16 protein-coding genes are annotated in these 16352 nt (G+C 58.5%); 10 read left to right on the top strand and 6 right to left on the bottom strand.

Going from position 1 to position 16352, the window contains the following annotated elements; all coding sequences use genetic code 11:
• Positions 1-130 precede the first annotated feature (130 nt).
• Positions 131-820, top strand: a complete 690-nt coding sequence (locus FPL19_RS05515; RefSeq protein ID WP_150911366.1) for a TetR/AcrR family transcriptional regulator — start codon at positions 131-133, stop codon at positions 818-820.
• A 197-nt stretch (positions 821-1017) separates the two neighbouring features.
• Here the strand turns inward: FPL19_RS05515 and yihA are convergent, their stop codons facing one another.
• The gene (gene yihA, locus FPL19_RS05510) at positions 1018-1671 is read right to left on the bottom strand and encodes a ribosome biogenesis GTP-binding protein YihA/YsxC (protein WP_150911364.1); all 654 of its coding nucleotides are present in this window, start codon (positions 1669-1671) and stop codon (positions 1018-1020) included.
• A 172-nt stretch (positions 1672-1843) separates the two neighbouring features.
• Here yihA and FPL19_RS05505 point away from each other — a divergent pair, with 172 nt between their 5' ends.
• The 3 genes from FPL19_RS05505 to FPL19_RS05495 all read left to right on the top strand — a co-directional run bounded on the left by FPL19_RS05505 (position 1844) and on the right by FPL19_RS05495 (position 4119).
• Positions 1844-2452 (top strand): c-type cytochrome, encoded by a 609-nt coding sequence (locus FPL19_RS05505; protein ID WP_150911362.1) that lies wholly within the window; start codon positions 1844-1846, stop codon positions 2450-2452.
• A 149-nt stretch (positions 2453-2601) separates the two neighbouring features.
• Complete coding sequence (locus FPL19_RS05500; RefSeq protein ID WP_404802814.1) at positions 2602-3192, top strand: thiol:disulfide interchange protein DsbA/DsbL; 591 nt, start codon at positions 2602-2604, stop codon at positions 3190-3192.
• Positions 3193-3252: 60 nt separating this feature from the next.
• Positions 3253-4119, top strand: a complete 867-nt coding sequence (locus FPL19_RS05495; RefSeq protein WP_150911358.1) for an endonuclease/exonuclease/phosphatase family protein — start codon at positions 3253-3255, stop codon at positions 4117-4119.
• Here FPL19_RS05495 and FPL19_RS05490 read toward each other — a convergent pair.
• The 5 genes from FPL19_RS05490 to radC all read right to left on the bottom strand — a co-directional run bounded on the left by FPL19_RS05490 (position 4116) and on the right by radC (position 8310).
• Complete coding sequence (locus FPL19_RS05490; RefSeq protein ID WP_150911356.1) at positions 4116-5753, bottom strand: hypothetical protein; 1638 nt, start codon at positions 5751-5753, stop codon at positions 4116-4118. The genes FPL19_RS05495 and FPL19_RS05490 overlap by 4 nt on opposite strands.
• Before the next feature lie 105 nt (positions 5754-5858).
• Positions 5859-6917 carry a LuxR C-terminal-related transcriptional regulator gene (locus FPL19_RS05485; protein ID WP_191965220.1) on the bottom strand — a complete coding sequence of 353 codons (1059 nt, stop codon included), beginning with the start codon at positions 6915-6917 and terminating at the stop codon, positions 5859-5861.
• 101 nt (positions 6918-7018) lie between these two features.
• Positions 7019-7174 carry a 50S ribosomal protein L33 gene (gene rpmG, locus FPL19_RS05480; RefSeq protein WP_008173465.1) on the bottom strand — a complete coding sequence of 52 codons (156 nt, stop codon included), beginning with the start codon at positions 7172-7174 and terminating at the stop codon, positions 7019-7021.
• 11 nt (positions 7175-7185) lie between these two features.
• Positions 7186-7422, bottom strand: a complete 237-nt coding sequence (rpmB, locus tag FPL19_RS05475; protein ID WP_150911352.1) for a 50S ribosomal protein L28 — start codon at positions 7420-7422, stop codon at positions 7186-7188.
• Between the two features lie 213 nt (positions 7423-7635).
• Complete coding sequence (gene radC, locus FPL19_RS05470; RefSeq protein WP_150911350.1) at positions 7636-8310, bottom strand: RadC family protein; 675 nt, start codon at positions 8308-8310, stop codon at positions 7636-7638.
• A 215-nt stretch (positions 8311-8525) separates the two neighbouring features.
• On the opposite strand from radC, the gene coaBC reads away from it, so the two are divergent.
• The 6 genes from coaBC (at position 8526) to argE (ending at position 16341) form a co-directional block, all read left to right on the top strand.
• Positions 8526-9746, top strand: a complete 1221-nt coding sequence (gene coaBC / locus FPL19_RS05465) for a bifunctional phosphopantothenoylcysteine decarboxylase/phosphopantothenate--cysteine ligase CoaBC (RefSeq protein ID WP_150911348.1) — start codon at positions 8526-8528, stop codon at positions 9744-9746.
• Positions 9743-10204: a dUTP diphosphatase gene (gene dut / locus FPL19_RS05460; protein ID WP_150911346.1), complete on the top strand. Its 462-nt coding sequence runs from the start codon at positions 9743-9745 to the stop codon at positions 10202-10204. Before coaBC ends, dut begins: the two co-directional genes overlap by 4 nt.
• 105 nt (positions 10205-10309) lie before the next feature.
• Complete coding sequence (locus FPL19_RS17785) at positions 10310-12940, top strand: phosphomannomutase/phosphoglucomutase (RefSeq protein ID WP_150911344.1); 2631 nt, start codon at positions 10310-10312, stop codon at positions 12938-12940.
• 66 nt (positions 12941-13006) lie between these two features.
• Positions 13007-13903 carry an acetylglutamate kinase gene (gene argB, locus FPL19_RS05450; protein WP_150911342.1) on the top strand — a complete coding sequence of 299 codons (897 nt, stop codon included), beginning with the start codon at positions 13007-13009 and terminating at the stop codon, positions 13901-13903.
• A 22-nt stretch (positions 13904-13925) separates the two neighbouring features.
• The gene (locus FPL19_RS05445; RefSeq protein WP_150911340.1) at positions 13926-15143 is read left to right on the top strand and encodes an acetylornithine deacetylase; all 1218 of its coding nucleotides are present in this window, start codon (positions 13926-13928) and stop codon (positions 15141-15143) included.
• A gap of 37 nt (positions 15144-15180) precedes the next feature.
• Entirely contained in the window at positions 15181-16341 is a 1161-nt protein-coding gene (gene argE / locus FPL19_RS05440) for an acetylornithine deacetylase (RefSeq protein ID WP_150911338.1), read from the top strand.
• Positions 16342-16352 lie beyond the last annotated feature (11 nt).

Here is a 16352-nt window from a genome sequence, read left to right as displayed (position 1 = left end):
GGCGACCCATGCCCCGCAGGGCAGGTCATCTCTGATGAAAAAATGCTCAATTTGCGTTATTGGCTATTATTAGAGTATATACTCTAGGTAGTCAAGTCACTCCCATTTCATCGCAATAAACGTTGAGCCTATGAAAACCAGAGACAAGATCCTGCTGTCCAGTCTGGAGCTTTTTAACGAGCGCGGAGAGCGGAATGTGACCACCAACCATATAGCGGCACACCTGGCAATTTCGCCCGGCAATCTCTATTACCACTTCCGGAACAAGTCAGACATCATTTACGAGATCTTCCTCGAGTATGAAAAGCTGGTGGATTTCTATCTTGATATTCCGGAAAGCCGGCCGATTACCCTCGAAGATCTGACCTTCTACCTGGAGTCGGTCTTCGACGGGCTGTGGAGTTACCGGTTCTTCCACCGGGATCTGGAATACCTGCTGGACAGTGACCGTCGTCTGCGGGAGGACTACCGTGAATTTACCGAGCGCTGCCTGGTGGCAATCAGCCGCATTTTCCAGAAACTGGCGGAAGCTGACATCATTCACTATCAGCATGAGGATCTCAGGTCCGCCATGTCCCTGAACGTCTGGCTGGTGATTACCAACTGGATGGCCTATCTGAAAACGGCCCATGCCAGCCAGGGCGATGGTGAGCTGACACTGACCCACCTGAAGCAGGGCATCTATCAGGTGCTGACACTGGAAATTCCCTACCTGACGCCGGATTATCGCGAGCGGGTCATGGCGTTACGGGAGAAATACCGGCCGGAACTGCCGGATGCCGCGGATCGTGCCGCGCTGGCGGCGAATGAAGGATCCTGAGGATCCTGGAGAAGCCGGGAACTTTTCCATAAACCCCGTGTCTACCAATACAGACACCCGCGATTCGGACATCGCCGGTGTCTTCCTGGGAGTGCTTGCCGGCAGAGCCCGGTGAGAGAACTCAGGTTTTAGTACGTCGCAAACCCTGACGTTTCGCGGCCTGTCAGTTTGGCAGGCCGTTTTTTTATCTTTCTGTTTTATTCTGCGGTCGAGTGACCGCTTTCTTCCGACTCAGCTTCCAGCCAGACGGTCAGGGCATCCCGGGTTTCGTCCAGCCCGCGTTTGGAAGTAGCGGAGAACATCACCAGGTGTTCGAGGCAGCCAACCGCCTCCAGTTTCCGGGCAATCCCCATCATCGCGGTTTTAGCCTGACCGAACTTCAGCTTGTCTGCTTTGGTGCAAAGAATCATCAGCGGTAGGTTGTTATGGTCGCACCATTCCACCATCATTTGGTCAAAATCGGTGAGCGGGTGGCGAATGTCCATCACCAGCACCAGGCCGCGGAGGCAGCGACGATCGTTAAGGTAGTGGCCCAGATGTTTTTGCCAGTCGTCCTTCATGTCCCGGGAGACTTTGGCATAGCCGTAGCCGGGCAGATCCACCAGACGACAGTTCTCGCGGTTCAGGGAGAAAAAGTTGATCAGCCGCGTGCGGCCCGGCGTTTTACTGGTTCGCGCCAGTTTGCCGTTGGTGGTGATGGTGTTGATGGCGCTGGATTTACCGGCGTTCGAACGCCCCGCAAAGGCTACTTCCGCGCCGTAATCGGCGGGACACTCATCGAGCCGTGAGGCGCTGATGAGGAAGCGGGCACTGTTGAACGAAAGGCTTTTGGCGGTCGTGTCAGACGTCACGGAGATCGGATTTCCTATTGGATTTCAGTTGTCAGGGATTAATGTATAATGCTACACCAATTATCGGCGGAACGCCTTGGATAGCCGCCATCAGTCCCGGTTTGTGTCTTTTCACCAGTGCCTGCCGGCTGCATAACGAAGAATACTTTTGGATGAGAGAAGCGGAGCGAGCATGAAGAAACTGATCGCAGGAGTTGTTCTCGGTGTTAGCCTCACGGCGATGGCGCACGGGGCGGGAGATCCTGAAGCAGGCGAAGCGAACGCACAGGTTTGTGCGGGATGTCACGGTGCCGGTGGCGCCAAACCGATTGCCCCGGACTACCCGAAGCTGTCGAATCTGGGTGAGAAATATCTGTACCAGCAGCTGAAACTGATCAAGAGTGGCGATCGCGCCATTGCCTCGATGACCGGCATTCTGGACAACCGCTCGGATCAGGATCTGCAGGACCTGGCTGCCTATTTTGACAGTCAGGATATGCCGATAGGTCAGGCTGATCCGGACCTGGTTGATCAGGGCGAGTCGCTTTACCGCGGCGGCAACATGGCGACGGGCGTGCCAGCCTGCGCGGCATGTCACAGCCCCACCGGCAACGGTATCGATGCGGCGGGTTATCCCCACCTCGGCGGTCAGTCAGCGGCTTATGTCGAGAAGCAGTTGAAGGCCTATCGGGACGGCGAACGGGCCGCTGGCCAGAACGCGTCGATCATGATGGACGTTGCTTCCAAGCTGACCGATCAGGAAATCAAGGCGGTTTCCAGTTATGTGTCAGGTCTTAACTGATCGGGCCGTTTGATGAAACTTCTGAAACCCCGCTCCGGCGGGGTTTTTTGTTGTCTGTCACTCGGTCATAATCGTTTCAAACCTATTCAGAAAACCGGAGAACACAAATGATCAGAAGCGTCCGGATGCTCGTTGTCTCGATCTTTGCCATGCTTTTTATGGCCCAGGCAAACGCCCAGTCCTATGAAGAGGGGCGCGATTACGTTGCCCTTGATACGCCGGTAAGAACCGCCAGTGACACCGGCATCGAGGTGGCGGAGGTGTTCTGGTACGGGTGCCCCCATTGCTATGCTTTCAAGCCGTTGATCGAGAATTGGGCGGAAACCATTCCGGATGACGTCAATTACGTGAAGATTCCGGCAGCCCTTGGCGCCTCCTGGGAGCCTCACGCCAAGGCTTTCTACGCGCTCAAGGCCATGGGAGAACTCGATAAGGTGCATGATGCGCTTTTCGACGCGCTGGCCGGGGAACGTCGCCCATTAAACTCCGGAGAAGCTCTCGCAGATTTTGTGGCCCAGCACGGGGTGGATGGTGAGGCGTTTCTGGAGAACTACAACAGCTTTGGCGTCAATGCGCGGATGCAACAGGCGCAGGCCAAGGTTCGCGGGGCGCGGGTAACCGGCACGCCGACGGTGCTGGTTAACGGCAAATACCGGGTAACGGCCAGCATGGCAGGCAGTCACGAAGCGGTGCTTGATGTGGTGGATTACCTGGTTGAGAAGGAGCGCCAGGCGCAGTAAAACAGTAGTTGTAGCGATGGGCCAGCAGGCGCCCGGCCCACTGAACAGAGCTGCCTATTTATGTACAGACGGATCAGAAAGCAGCTGGAAGGAATTCTCAGGTCGGCCGATGAGCCTCAGCCCCGGGGGCGAAGTTCGGGCGATGACCATGTGCCGGATTTTGAACCTCACCGGCATATCCGGCTGCTGACCTTTAATATTCAGGTGGGCATCAATACGGCCTCCTACCGCCACTATCTGACCCGTAGCTGGCAGCACCTGCTTCCGCATCGAAAACGCATCGAGAACCTGGACCGTATCGCAGTGCTGTTGCGCAATTACGATGTGATTGCCCTGCAGGAGTGTGACGGTGGCAGTTTGCGAAGCGGGTACATCAATCAGGTTCAGTATCTGGCGGAAGCAGCCGGAATTCCATACTGGCATCAGCAACTGAACCGGAATCTAGGGCAGCTGGCACAGCACAGCAACGGGTTGCTCAGTCGCTACCGGCCACTGGGTGTGGAGGAGCATAAACTGCCCGGTCTGATTCCCGGCAGGGGTGCTATCGTTGCCCGCTATGGCACGGAAAGTGATCCGCTGGTTCTGGTCATGCTCCACCTCTCCCTGAGCAAGTCAGCCCAGAACAAGCAGTTGGGATTCATTCGGGAGTTGATTTCGGATTATCAGCATGTGGTGCTGATGGGAGATCTGAACAACCATGCGGAGCAGTTGCTTAGCAACACACCCCTCAAGCACGCCAACCTGGTGCCACTACCCGCAACCGCCCACAGCTTTCCGAGCTGGCGGCCCGAACGGGCGCTGGACCATATCCTGGTCAGCCCCAGCCTGGAGATCCGCCGCTCGGAAGTGGTCAGTTTCCCGGTGTCTGACCATCTGCCCGTCGCCCTGGACATCAAGCTGCCCAGTGGCTACGTGCAAACCTTTTAGAGGCTGTCCACGGTGATATTCAGGTCAAGCCCTGTAAGGTAATAGGTGGCGCCTTCCATGGTTGCGCGATAACCGGTGCCGTTGAATACGCGAACAACGTAGGTTCCCGCACCCAGGGACTTTTCCATGACGGTCTCTTTGCTGTCGGTGCCCGGGCCACCGGTGAAATCGATCCTCTCCTGGTCATTAAAGAAAGTAATGCCACCGCTATTGTCTTGGTCAGTGAACAGGGAAATCCTCATGGACCCGGACCCGAGATTGGCATAACCGTTGACGGTGATCCGATAGGTGCCGTCGGTAGGTGCGGAAAAACGGTAATAGCTATAGGCTGGGAAGTCCGATGCGCCAGTGACGTAGTTTCCGATCTTTCCGGCATGGTTTTGACCCAGCGCCAGGGGAACGGCTTCATCCAGAGCGGGACCACCGTCATTGATGGGGACCAGTCCGATATCAAACTCGGTTGGGCCGCCGTTGTTAGCTGCCGGAGCAAAATAGAGCTCGAGGCACTTGCGTTCGTCCGGGTCCATCCGGTCTGTCAGACCCTCAATCACCGAGCGACCGATTGCCTCCGAGGTTTCGGTGGAGTTGTCGCAAAGTCGGTTGGTGTCCTGATCGTCAAAGCGGAAGAGTTTCCAGTTGTTGCCTGAATAGGCGTCACCGGAAATCCCTGACACCTCCACCCGGTAATGACCCGGTTTTTCGAATATCATGGCGGCAGCCACTCTTGAGTCGTCTGGGCTATTGCTGTTCAGATTCTGGATTGGGTCATCGCCAGAGCAGAATACCTGGCGATTGGATACCGCAAGGCGGGTTTGCTCACAGGCACCCGGGATCCAGGCGAAGCCTAAGGAGCTCCCGTCGGCCGGATCGCCGCCGAATTCAGCGACCAGGTTTGCTCTGGCATCGGCCAGCAGGTCCGGTGTCTGGCCAGCGCTGACGATCGAGCTGTAGGTGGACTGCGCGGCACCGTTTATCTGACCATCGTCAGCGAAATCATCACGCAGGCTGTTCAGTGCCTGCTGATCCAGGCCGGCCTGTAGAGCCGCCGCTGAGAAAAGTAACAGGTTGGCGTTATCGGACTCTGCCGATCCACTCTGGCCGTCCAGGATGTCGAGCGCGCTGGCGGGCGTTTGCGTGCCGGCGATGGTCTGCCACTCCTGGCGGGCCTGGTCTCTGGCATCGGAAAACGATTTTCCGCTCTGCATCAGTGCCTGAATGCGGGCAGACTGGATGTGTGTGTAAAGGTTGATATTGGTGCCGTTCGCCTCTCCGGCAAGCATCATTGCGTCCAGGTAGCGGCTCTCACTGGAGAAGGTTCCCGTCACCTCGTCAAAGAATGTTCCTTCAATCCGGATGCGAGTCCCGCCCTGCCATCCAAGGCTGTCAAACTGGTAGCTGCCCCGGCCGTCGGTGGTGCTGGTGGACGCGGACTGGCTGCCGATAGTGCCATCTGCAAGCAGGTTGCGGGCGGTTGCGCCGGCCCCCTGCTGAAACGGTCCTTTCTGGGATTCACCCTGGGCCGCTGTGCCACTGTCCTGACCACCGGGAGTGCCATCTCCTCCATCACTGCCGCAACCGGCCAGGGTCGCCGCCAGAACCGGTAATAGAATTCTATGCCAACCTGCTATACGCATTTTCAGACTCCTTCCCTCTGATGTGTAAGGCAGACTTTCACTGCCTGAAACGAGGGTAGGGGTGCGAGCAAGTGGCGGCTTCCCTACATGTAGGGAAGTGGTGATTTAATCTCTGCCCCAGACAAAGCGGTTCATAAGCTCGGATTTGCCGGCCACACCGAGTTTGTCGTACAGGAAATGGCCGTGGGTAATGATTGAACTGCGGCAGATATCCCAACGTTCGGCCATATCGTGGAATGAGTCACCCTCTGCCAACGCACAGGCAACCTGCCGCTGGCGCCGCGAAAGAGGCTGATCAAGAGTGCGACGGAACATCATCAGGCCCGCCGGTATGGATCGCCGGCTGGTGAGGGCAATTCTGTCTGTACCGATCAATCGTTCGAGGGTCATGTGGAAATTGCCCCAGGCACATTCTGTTTTCAGAGTCTGGGGTTCGTTTTCAAGCCCGCTGGCGGCCCGCACGACCTCCGGCGGAACGCTGAAGTTGAAATCTGCTGGGCCCTGGCCCGGCTCGGCCTGATTCTGCATGGCCAGATGCAAGCGGAAGGTGCGGGTAGCGCTATGCAGTTTGCCTTCACTGTCCAGTTCGGCGACGCCCGGTTCGTACTCATCCACCATGGGCACTTCAGCGGTCGGGCTGCATTGCAGCAGGCGCCCGATCCAGTCGGCGCACTGGTCCATGATGGCCAGCTCCGGGTCGCTAAAGTCGGGAGCGCCGTCTCCCCGAAAGATGACCAGTCCACCAAGCGGGATGTTTTCAAAGGTAACAGCGCAGCGGGCCATGTCCCGGATCTTCCAGGGCAGCAGCATTTCCCGGAACATGTCGGTTTCGTAGAAGTCGGCCAGCGACATTTGCACGATGTCTTTCAGGCGCCGAGATCGGACCTGATTACGCATATTGCTGCGGAAGGTCTCGCCGGCAATGGTTTCTTCGCTGGCGGAATTGGCAAACCCACGGGCATAGGCTGCCAGGCCTTCTTCGATGCCCAGCAGACGCGAAAATCCTCCGGCTACCTCTCCGGACGCGGACGCCCAGATCAGCATGCTTCCAAGTATGTGAGGGATGCTGTTTTCAACCAGGTCGAGCGCGTCCACCACGCCGGCAGCCGACGACATTCTGAGGTCCGACAGAGTGTCCAGCTTTTGCAGGGTTTCCTTCGACATGGCGGCCTGTTCCTTTATTTCTCCTACCGCATTTACCCGAAGCGTAGACAAAAAAATGCCCCGGGTTTGAGGCCGGGGCATTTTCGGGGGAGGCAAAGATCTTATTTGATCTTGGCTTCCTTGTACGCAACGTGCTTGCGGACAACCGGATCGTACTTTTTGATCTCGATTTTTTCCGGGGTGTTACGCTTGTTCTTTTTGGTCGTGTAGAAGTGACCAGTACCTGCTGATGAAACCAGCTTGATTTTCTCGCGCATGATGCGGCTCCTTAGAATTTCTCGCCGCGGGCACGAAGATCGGCCAGCACAGCGTCAATGCCTTTTTTGTCGATTACACGCATACCTTTGGTAGATACGCGCAGCTTTACAAAACGCTTCTCTGACTCAACCCAGAAACGATGATTCTGAAGGTTGGGCAGAAAACGACGACGGGAATGGTTCATCGCGTGAGAAACGTTGTTACCGGCTACCGGTCGCTTACCGGTTACCTGACAGACTCTGGACATACTTGCCTCCGACCTGAGCTAGGGTCCTGAAAATGCGTTTTAAATTCGTTCATTCGCGTTTCTGGTTTTTTGCTTGTGCTAGAACTTCTGCTTAAAAGTGCACGCTACTCGCCAGACGCCGCCAGAAAGGGCAGCTTTTATACCAGAACTGCCCGCCCAACGCAAAAAATTGTTGGTGTTTTGGCCAGTTTTTCACCGCTTCCGGTCCGGTGTCTACATCAGTCCTCTTTCGGCTAGGGATATTACCTCACCGTGGCCCACGACCATATGGTCAAGAACCCTGATATCCACCAGACCCAACGCCTCTTTGAGCCTCCGGGTCAGCGACACATCCGCCTGACTGGGCTCGGCCACACCGGACGGGTGATTGTGAGCAAAGATGACCGCGGCGGCGTTCACTTCCAATGCCTGTCGGACCACCTCCCTGGGATAAACCGCGGCACCGTCGATGGTACCCCGGAACAGTTCCTGGTAGCGGATCACCCGATGACGATTGTCCAGAAACAGTCCGGCAAACACCTCGTGGGGATAGGTGCCCAGTCGGCTGTTCAAAAAGCGCCGGGTGTCCTCCGGCGACCGGAGCGGGTCGCCCTGGCGCAGAGGTTCATCCATCACGCGCCGGGCCATCTCCATGGCAGCCTGTACCTGAGCGTACTTGGCAGTGCCCAGCCCCTTGACGGCACAGAACTGGCGCTGGGAGGCAGTCATCAGGCCCCGTAGCCCGCCGAAGGAGTCCGTCAGGTGTCTTGCCAGGGCCATTACTGGCATGCCTGCTGTGCCGGTCCTCAGAAAAATGGCCAGTAGTTCTGCATCTGACAGGCTGTTTGCCCCATGGGCCAGCAGCCGCTCTCGTGGACGCTCGTCTTCCGGCCAGTGTGTGTTTGGCATGGTCTCGATTCCTTTCGATCTGCACTCTCGATTTCCGGCGTATGGCCACACATCCTGTGCCGCCCCGGGGCCTTCACAAAGTGTGGAGTTTACCATGGGCCGCGGGCTGTCCGAAGCGCCCGGACGTGCTATCTTATAAGCCTTTCATTTATATGAGGTACAGCTGGCCGCCCGATGGTGTGCAGCTGTCTCGGAGCCACAGCCCAGGAGCCACTATGGCCGCTGATAGAATCCTGCTGGGAGTCACGGGAGGCATCGCCGCCTACAAGAGTGCGGAACTTGTGCGCCTGCTGAAAAAATCAGGGCGCGAAGTTCGCGTGGTCATGACCCGTGGTGCCGAAGCCTTCATGACACCCATGACGTTCCAGGCCTTGAGCGGAGAGCCGGTTCGCTCTTCGCTGCTGGATCCGGATGCCGAAGCGGGCATGGGCCACATCGAGCTGGCCAAGTGGGCCGATCTGGTTGTGGTTGCCCCCGCCTCGGCGAACTTTATAGCCCGGCTGGCCAACGGCATGGCTGATGATCTGCTGACCACCCTCTGCTGCGCAACGGAAGCGCCCATTGCCCTGGCCCCTGCGATGAATCAGGCCATGTGGAGCAATCATCGGACCCTGCGCAACATCGGTCTGCTGGAAGCCGATCCGCAGATTCAGCTCTGGGGTCCCGATCAGGGTTTTCAGGCCTGCGGCGATGTCGGGCCTGGTCGAATGCTGGAGCCTGCGGGGCTTTTCGAACTGGTTGTTCAGGCCCTGGCGGGAGCAGCTTCCGGAGACCAGCCACTGACTGGCAAACGGGTGGTGATCACAGCCGGTCCTACCCGCGAACCCATCGATCCGGTGCGATACATCAGCAATCATAGCTCCGGCAAGATGGGCTATGCGCTTGCGGCGGCCGCCCGTGCCGCCGGGGCCGAAGTGGTTCTGGTCAGTGGTCCGGTGGCTATCGATACCCCTGCCGGTGTGGAGCGTCGATCAGTAACGACGGCCGAAGAGATGCTTGAAGAATCCACCCGCGCGGTGGATGCCGGCTGCGATCTGTTTATCGCCACTGCGGCCGTGGCGGACTACCGGCCCGACGTCTTTGCAACTGACAAGATCAAGAAATCCGACGAGTCAATGAGCGTGGCACTGGTTCGTAATCCTGACACTCTGGCGACCATTGCGGCGCGCAGTGACGCGCCGTTCACCGTCGGGTTTGCTGCCGAAACCCGGGACGTCGAGCGCTACGCCCTTGATAAACTGTCACGAAAAAACCTGAACATGATTGTCGCCAATGATGTTTCTGCGCCGGGCATGGGCTTTAACAGCGACAATAACACCGTCACCGTGTTCTGGCCCGGAGGCCACGAAAACATCGGGCCGGATACCAAGGCCAACCTGTCCCGGCGGCTGATCTCACTGATTGCCGATCAACTGACTCAGAAGGAAAGTTCATGACTCGCCAGACCTTTCAGGTCCGCATTCTGGATGACCGGATCGGGCAAAGTGTCCCGTTTCCTGAATACGCTACCGAAGGATCCGCGGGGCTTGACCTGCGGGCCTGCCTGGATGGCCCTCTCACCCTTAGGCCCGGGCAGACCGAACTGATCAAAACCGGGCTGTCTGTGCACATTGCCGACCCTTCGCTGGCGGCAATGATCCTTCCCCGCAGTGGTCTTGGTCACAAGCACGGAATCGTTCTCGGCAACCTGGTGGGGCTTATTGATTCGGACTATCAGGGCGAACTGATGGTGTCCTGTTGGAACCGTGGCAGTACCGAGTTCACCATCGAGGTGGGCGACCGCATTGCACAGCTGGTTCTGGTCCCGGTGGTGCAGGCGGACTTTGAGGTGGTGTCAGAGTTTGATCAGAGTCTGCGTGGTGATGGCGGTTTCGGCTCAACTGGCAGCCAGTGACACGGCAGTTCCCCGGGGTGCTACAGATTGGTCACTAGGGTCTATACTCTCTGGAACTCCCCGAATCATTAATAAATCCGGACGCTTGTATCAGCAGGATGGACTATGAAGCTTGGCAAAAAGAAGAAAACGGACGACGCCGCTGACTCCCCAGAGCACGCCAAACCGGCAAAGAAGCAGGCCAAAGCACAGAAAACCGCCACAAGTCACCATCATAAGCGGCTGGGTTCGGTTGCTGTCAAGCAGGCACTGGTGGTGTTTCTGGCTGGCGTGGTGTCCGCAGCGCTGGTCTATTTCCTGCTGGTTGTGCCAGCCGAATCCCATCGGTTTGAAATGCAGGCCGCTCTTGCCGCTGATACCGCTGCGGCAAGGGTTGACCAGCGGCTGGCTCTGCTGCAATCAACGGTTGCCGGAATGGGCAGTCAGGGGTATGTGCGTCAGGCGCTGGACGGTGACGGCTCATTGTCCACCGCCATGGCCAATCTGACCGAGGCCATGCCGGAAGCCGAGGGAGTGTATCTTTTCCCTTATGGCGAGATCCCGCGCACCTCCAGTTCGCCCACTCTGGGGTTTGCGGGGCTTGATCTTGCCCGCCGGGCGGAAACCGGCCGCCCGCTCTATCCGGATGCCTTTCCCCGGGATGACAAATGGTATCTGCAGATGGCCGCGCCGGTGCGCCGGGATACCGGCAACGCCGTGGTTGGAAGTGTTCTCGCGGTATTCGATGCCGCTCAGCTCAGGCCGCTGCTGTCGGGCCTGAACGATCAGCTTGAGGGTGAGTTTGCGATTGTTCAGTCGGTTGCGGGCTCGAACCGGGTCATTGTCAATAATGGCAGTGGTGGCGGCGAGCCGGTTCTGCGCAACCTGATGAACCCGGACTGGAAACTGCGGTTCACCCCGTCCGCGGCGCCCGCGCCCCTGATCAGCATAGTGGCCGTTGGCGCTCTGGTGGTGGGGCCGGTATTGCTGGCAGCAATACTGATCTGGGTCATGCTGGGCGGAGCCCAGCGCAGTCTGCGCCAGGAAGTGACGGTATTGATCCAGTGGGCGCACAAGGCGTTTGGCGGCGAAAAGGTAAAACCGCCCGGTTTCAAATGGGATATGGTTGCCTCGGCTGCCGAGGTCCTGTATCGGCTCTCCCAGATGGTGGATAAGCGTGCGGCCAAAATGGCCGAATCCGCCCGCCCGAAAAAGAAATCAGCAGCGTCCAGGGAAGGCGCAGCAGCAGGTGATGAGCCATTGTTTGAAGAAAAGGACATGCTCGACATCGACATGCTGGACGGTGACGACGATGTACTGGGCTTTGGTGGCTCCGACTCTCTGGATGACGCCCCCGGTGTCGAAGAGGTGTCTCTGCCGGATGTGAATGTCTCGGAGACCATCTTCCGGGCCTATGACATCCGCGGCATCGTGGGAGAAACACTCACCAATGAGATTGTCAGAACCATCGGCGTTGCTATCGGCAGCGAAGCGATCGAACGGGGTGTGAAAAGCATCTGCATCGGCTATGACGGCCGACACTCCAGCCCGGATCTGGCAGACGCGCTGGGCACCGGCATCATGTCCGCCGGCTGCGATATTATCCATATTGGTGCGGTGCCGACGCCGGTTCTTTACTTTGCTACCCACGAACTGGGCACCGGTTCCGGGGTGATGGTCACCGGTAGTCATAACCCGGCCAACTATAACGGCCTGAAAATCATGCTGGGCGGTGAAGCCCTGTCGGGCGAGGCCATTCAGCGGTTACTTCAGCGGATCCAGACCGGAGACTTTGTCAGCGGCCAGGGCAGCCAGTCCTCCGAGGATGTGCGCCGGGCCTATCTGGACCGTATTGTCGGTGATATTGCCGTGGCCGCGCCGCTGAAAGTAGTGCTGGACGCCGGCAATGGCATCGCCGGTGAGCTTGCGCCGGTGCTGGTGGAAGAGCTGGGCTGCGAAGTGGTGCCTCTGTACTGCGAAGTTGACGGCGATTTCCCCAACCACCACCCGGACCCGGGCAAGCCTGAAAACCTGAAAGACCTGATCGCTGCCGTGCAGTCGGAGAAGGCGGATCTGGGACTGGCTTTTGATGGCGACGGAGACCGGATCGGCGTGGTGACCAACACCGGCAAAATCATCTGGCCGGACCGCCTGATGATGCTGTTCGCCCGGGATGTTGTGTCCCGCAACCCTGGCGCTGATGTGCTGTTTGATGTCAAATGCAGCCGCCGCCTGTCCGGCGTGATCTCGGAAGCCGGTGGCCGTCCTGTTATGTGGAAGACCGGTCATTCCCTGATGAAGGCGAAAATGAAAGAGACCGGTGCGCTGCTGGCAGGGGAAATGAGTGGCCATATTTTCTTCGGCGAGCGCTGGTACGGGTTCGATGACGGGCTATACTCGGCGGCCCGCCTGCTGGAAATACTGGGCATAGAAGATCGCGACAGTAATGAGGTGTTCGAGGAATTCCCGGAAGACATCAGCACACCGGAATTGAACGTGGAGGTCACCGAGGAGACCAAGTTCAAAATTATGGAGCGCCTGGGTCAGCAGGGGGATTTCGGCGACGGCAGCGTCAGCACCATCGACGGCATCCGCGTGGAATTCAGTGACGGCTGGGGATTATGCAGGGCGTCCAATACCACACCTGTGCTGGTGCTTCGCTTTGAAGCTGAAAGCGACGAGGCACTGGAGCGCATCAAGTCCGTTTTCCGCGAGCAGCTCAACAAGGCGGCGCCCGATCTGGTCGCTGATTTCTGAGCCGCGGGCCCGGGCATAAGCAAGTTAATTCTCAAGACTGTTAATCCAATCGTTAGGGCATATTGAATGGCTTTGGATCGTGAAACCGCAATGCAGGTGGCTGCTGTACTGAGCAATGGCCTGCCCTATATTCAACGCTTTACCGGCAAGACGGTCGTGATCAAGTACGGCGGTAACGCCATGGAAAACGACGAACTGAAAAGCAGCTTTGCCCGGGACGTGGTATTGATGAAGCTGGTGGGTATCAACCCGATCGTGGTCCATGGTGGCGGCCCACAGATTGGTGAATTGTTGGAGCGACTGAACATCCAGTCCCGTTTCGTTAACGGCATGCGGGTGACCGACAGCCAGACCATGGACGTGGTGGAAATGGTGCTAGGCGGCCAGGTGAACAAGCAGATTGTGTCACTCATCAACCGCCATGGCGGTACAGCGGTGGGTCTGACGGGCAAGGATGCAAACCTGATCCGCGCCAAGAAACTGGAAGTCATGGACCGTTCGCCGGAACTTGAACGTCCGGAGATTATCGACATCGGCCATGTTGGCGAGGTGGCCAGCGTGAATGTGGAAGTCATTGAAATGCTGACCCGCAGCAACGTTATTCCGGTGATCGCGCCGATCGGTGTGGGACCGGACGGTGCCTCCTACAACATCAACGCTGATCTGGTAGCTGGCAAGGTGGCAGAAGCCATGAAGGCGGAAAAGCTGATTCTGCTCACCAATGTTTCCGGGCTGAAAAGCAAGGAAGACAAGGTGCTGACCGGCCTGACGGCCAAACAGGTAAACGATCTGATCGACGATGGCACGATACATGGCGGCATGCTGCCCAAAATCCGCTGCGCGCTGAGCGCGGTGGAAAACGGTGTGCGGACAGCACATATTATTGACGGCCGTGTTGCCCACGCTACCCTGCTGGAAATCTTTACCGACGAGGGTGTGGGTACGCTGATCTCACGGAACTGACCGCCTGGAAAAGGATTGAATCATGAAACGCCTGCTGACCCTGCTGGTTGTACTTGCCCTGATGGGCTATCTGGCGTTCAAGGGCGGTGTCTGGTGGCTGGCGGATCAGCGTCTTGCCGAGGCGGATCGCGCCGTGGACGATATCGGCGTCATTGATCATGGCCAGATCCGCTCGGACATTTCAGGATCGCTGACTCTGGTGGACGGCTTCTATGAAGATTTCCGGCTGTCACGACCGCTGAAAGTGGGGCGCCTGACGTTCGACGCCGGTTCGCCGGTAGCGCTGGTCAATGCCCTGCTTGACCCCTCGGCTCTGCCCTCACAATGGAGGCTGAGAGGCGAGCAGCTTTCGATGACGCTCGATAACGCCCTGTTGAGCAATTGGGTCACGGAATCGGGCGAGCCCGGAACTCCGCCACTGTTTGCCCCGGTCTGTGGCCCGGATCCCCAGCAGCGCTTGAGCACCGCAGATCTGCTCGGTCTGGGTATTGCCCGGGTCACCGGTGAGGTGCTCTTGCGCCAGGATGCCTCTCAGGTTTACGGGGAAATCACCACGGCGGAAACGGGCAGCCTGGAAGTGCTCTGGCCTGGGGCCCGCTTCAACCCTCTGGACCCGACGGCCCTGATGACCTCCAGCACACAGCCGGTGAGTGTCACGCTTCGGGACGGCGGCCTGATGCGCCGGATAGCAGCCTACTGTTCCCGTGAGGCCGGTATGGAAGCCAACCAGTGGCTCAGCCTTGCAACGGAGACTTTTCGGGCCGGACTGGCCGACCGCGGTTTCCGGGCCAGCGACCAGTTGATCGCCCTTTACCGCCAATGGCTGACCGAAGGTGGTGAGTTGAGCCTGGAACTGCGCCCTGGCGAGGCATTGTGGGGTGTCCCGGTAGGTGCCTCCGCGCCTTTTGTGACCTATAACGACGCCCGCGTGCCCGATGTCTATCTGGAGCGGCTGGAAGTCGCGCCGGAACCTGCAGAATCCGCCGAGCCGGCCGAGGAAAAGCCGGCAGCGCAGGCGCCGGGCTGGCAGGTTGCCGACAAGGCGGAAGCCGCCGGACTGATTGGCCAGACGGTGAGAGTCACCCTGGCAAATGGTAATGTGGTGGAAGGGCGCCTGGCAGCTGTCAGTGAAGAACGAATGGAAGTAGCACGGCTGGTTGACGGCGGTGAGGTGGCTTACCCCATCGCAACCCGGCTGATCGATGGTTTTGAAGTCTGGCGTCGCGGCCAGACTCCCTAGGTTTTCCCTGGTCCCGTCCAGGGACGGAGGTATCTGAATGCCCGCATCCACACAGCATCTCCCCGGTATCCAGGACATGCTTGCACGGCTGATTTCCCAGCCGTCCATCAGCAGCGCCTCGGCCGAGTGGGATCACAGCAATGAACCGGTGGTGCGCACCCTGGCGGAGTGGCTTGAACCCATGGGGTTCGAGGTTGAAGTGCTGGACGTGCCCGGTATGCCCGGCAAGGTCAACATGATCGCCACGCTTGGTCGCGGCCCCGGTGGTCTGGTGCTGTCCGGGCATACTGACACGGTGCCTTTTGACGACAAACGCTGGCAGAGCGATCCGTTCCGTCTCACCGAGCGGGACAATCGTTGGTACGGCCTCGGCACCTGCGACATGAAGGGCTTTTTTCCGTTGGCCATTGAAGCGGCCAAAGCCTTTGTGAACGAAAAACTGCAGCAGCCGCTGATTATCCTGGCCACCGCCGACGAAGAAAGCTCGATGAACGGAGCCCGGGCACTGGCGGAGGCAGGGCGACCGAAAGCACGCTATGCGGTGATCGGCGAGCCGACGGGCCTCAAGCCGGTACGCATGCACAAAGGCATCATGATGGAGCGTTTGGTCTTCGAGGGACAGTCCGGCCATTCCTCCGATCCGGGCCTTGGCCGGAATGCGCTTGAAGGCATGCACGAGGCTCTGGGGCACTTGCTGGCCCTGCGCAAGAGCTGGCAGGAGCAGTACAGCAATCCCAATTTCCGGGTTCAGGTGCCCACCATGAATCTGGGCTGTATTCATGGGGGCGATAATCCCAACCGAATCTGCGCCCGCTGCGAGCTGCATTTTGATCTGCGGCCACTGCCGGGAATGGATATGGACGCGCTGCGGCATTCGATCAAACAGACCCTGCAGCCGCTGGCACAAAGCCGTGGGCTGTCCATGGAGTTCGAGCCGCTGTTTGACGGTGTGCCGCCGTTCGAGACGGCCGAAGACGCCGAACTGGTGCGGGCCTGTGAAAAGCTCACCGGCCATACCGCGGAGGCGGTGGCGTTTGCCACTGAAGCGCCCTGGCTGCAGAAGCTGGGTCTGGAAACACTGGTGATGGGCCCCGGATCCATCGATCAGGCTCACCAGCCGGATGAGTTTCTGGAATTGTCACAACTCGACCCTGCGGTCAGGATCCTGAAAGGTCTGATCCGCAAGTTTTGCCTCTAGGCTGGAGAAAA

This window comes from Marinobacter halotolerans (assembly GCF_008795985.1).
Taxonomy (GTDB): Bacteria; Pseudomonadota; Gammaproteobacteria; order Pseudomonadales; family Oleiphilaceae; genus Marinobacter; species Marinobacter halotolerans.
The sequence above is the reverse complement of the archived record's forward strand: the minus strand, read 5'-3'. Positions and strand labels throughout refer to the sequence as shown.

Excerpts from the sequence above, each read along its gene's own strand:
- rpmB (WP_150911352.1), bottom strand. The coding sequence starts at position 7,422 with ATGTCCAGAGTCTGTCAGGTAACCGGTAAGCGACCGGTAGCCGGTAAC.
- radC (WP_150911350.1), bottom strand. The coding sequence starts at position 8,310 with ATGCCAAACACACACTGGCCGGAAGACGAGCGTCCACGAGAGCGGCTG.
- FPL19_RS17785 (WP_150911344.1), top strand. The coding sequence starts at position 10,310 with ATGAAGCTTGGCAAAAAGAAGAAAACGGACGACGCCGCTGACTCCCCA.
- FPL19_RS05445 (WP_150911340.1), top strand. The coding sequence starts at position 13,926 with ATGAAACGCCTGCTGACCCTGCTGGTTGTACTTGCCCTGATGGGCTAT.
- FPL19_RS05515 (WP_150911366.1), top strand. The coding sequence starts at position 131 with ATGAAAACCAGAGACAAGATCCTGCTGTCCAGTCTGGAGCTTTTTAAC.
- FPL19_RS05495 (WP_150911358.1), top strand. The coding sequence starts at position 3,253 with ATGTACAGACGGATCAGAAAGCAGCTGGAAGGAATTCTCAGGTCGGCC.
- FPL19_RS05500 (WP_404802814.1), top strand. The coding sequence starts at position 2,602 with ATGCTTTTTATGGCCCAGGCAAACGCCCAGTCCTATGAAGAGGGGCGC.
- coaBC (WP_150911348.1), top strand. The coding sequence starts at position 8,526 with ATGGCCGCTGATAGAATCCTGCTGGGAGTCACGGGAGGCATCGCCGCC.
- FPL19_RS05485 (WP_191965220.1), bottom strand. The coding sequence starts at position 6,917 with ATGTCGAAGGAAACCCTGCAAAAGCTGGACACTCTGTCGGACCTCAGA.
- rpmG (WP_008173465.1), bottom strand. The coding sequence starts at position 7,174 with ATGCGCGAGAAAATCAAGCTGGTTTCATCAGCAGGTACTGGTCACTTC.
- FPL19_RS05505 (WP_150911362.1), top strand. The coding sequence starts at position 1,844 with ATGAAGAAACTGATCGCAGGAGTTGTTCTCGGTGTTAGCCTCACGGCG.
- dut (WP_150911346.1), top strand. The coding sequence starts at position 9,743 with ATGACTCGCCAGACCTTTCAGGTCCGCATTCTGGATGACCGGATCGGG.
- argE (WP_150911338.1), top strand. The coding sequence starts at position 15,181 with ATGCCCGCATCCACACAGCATCTCCCCGGTATCCAGGACATGCTTGCA.
- argB (WP_150911342.1), top strand. The coding sequence starts at position 13,007 with ATGGCTTTGGATCGTGAAACCGCAATGCAGGTGGCTGCTGTACTGAGC.
- FPL19_RS05490 (WP_150911356.1), bottom strand. The coding sequence starts at position 5,753 with ATGCGTATAGCAGGTTGGCATAGAATTCTATTACCGGTTCTGGCGGCG.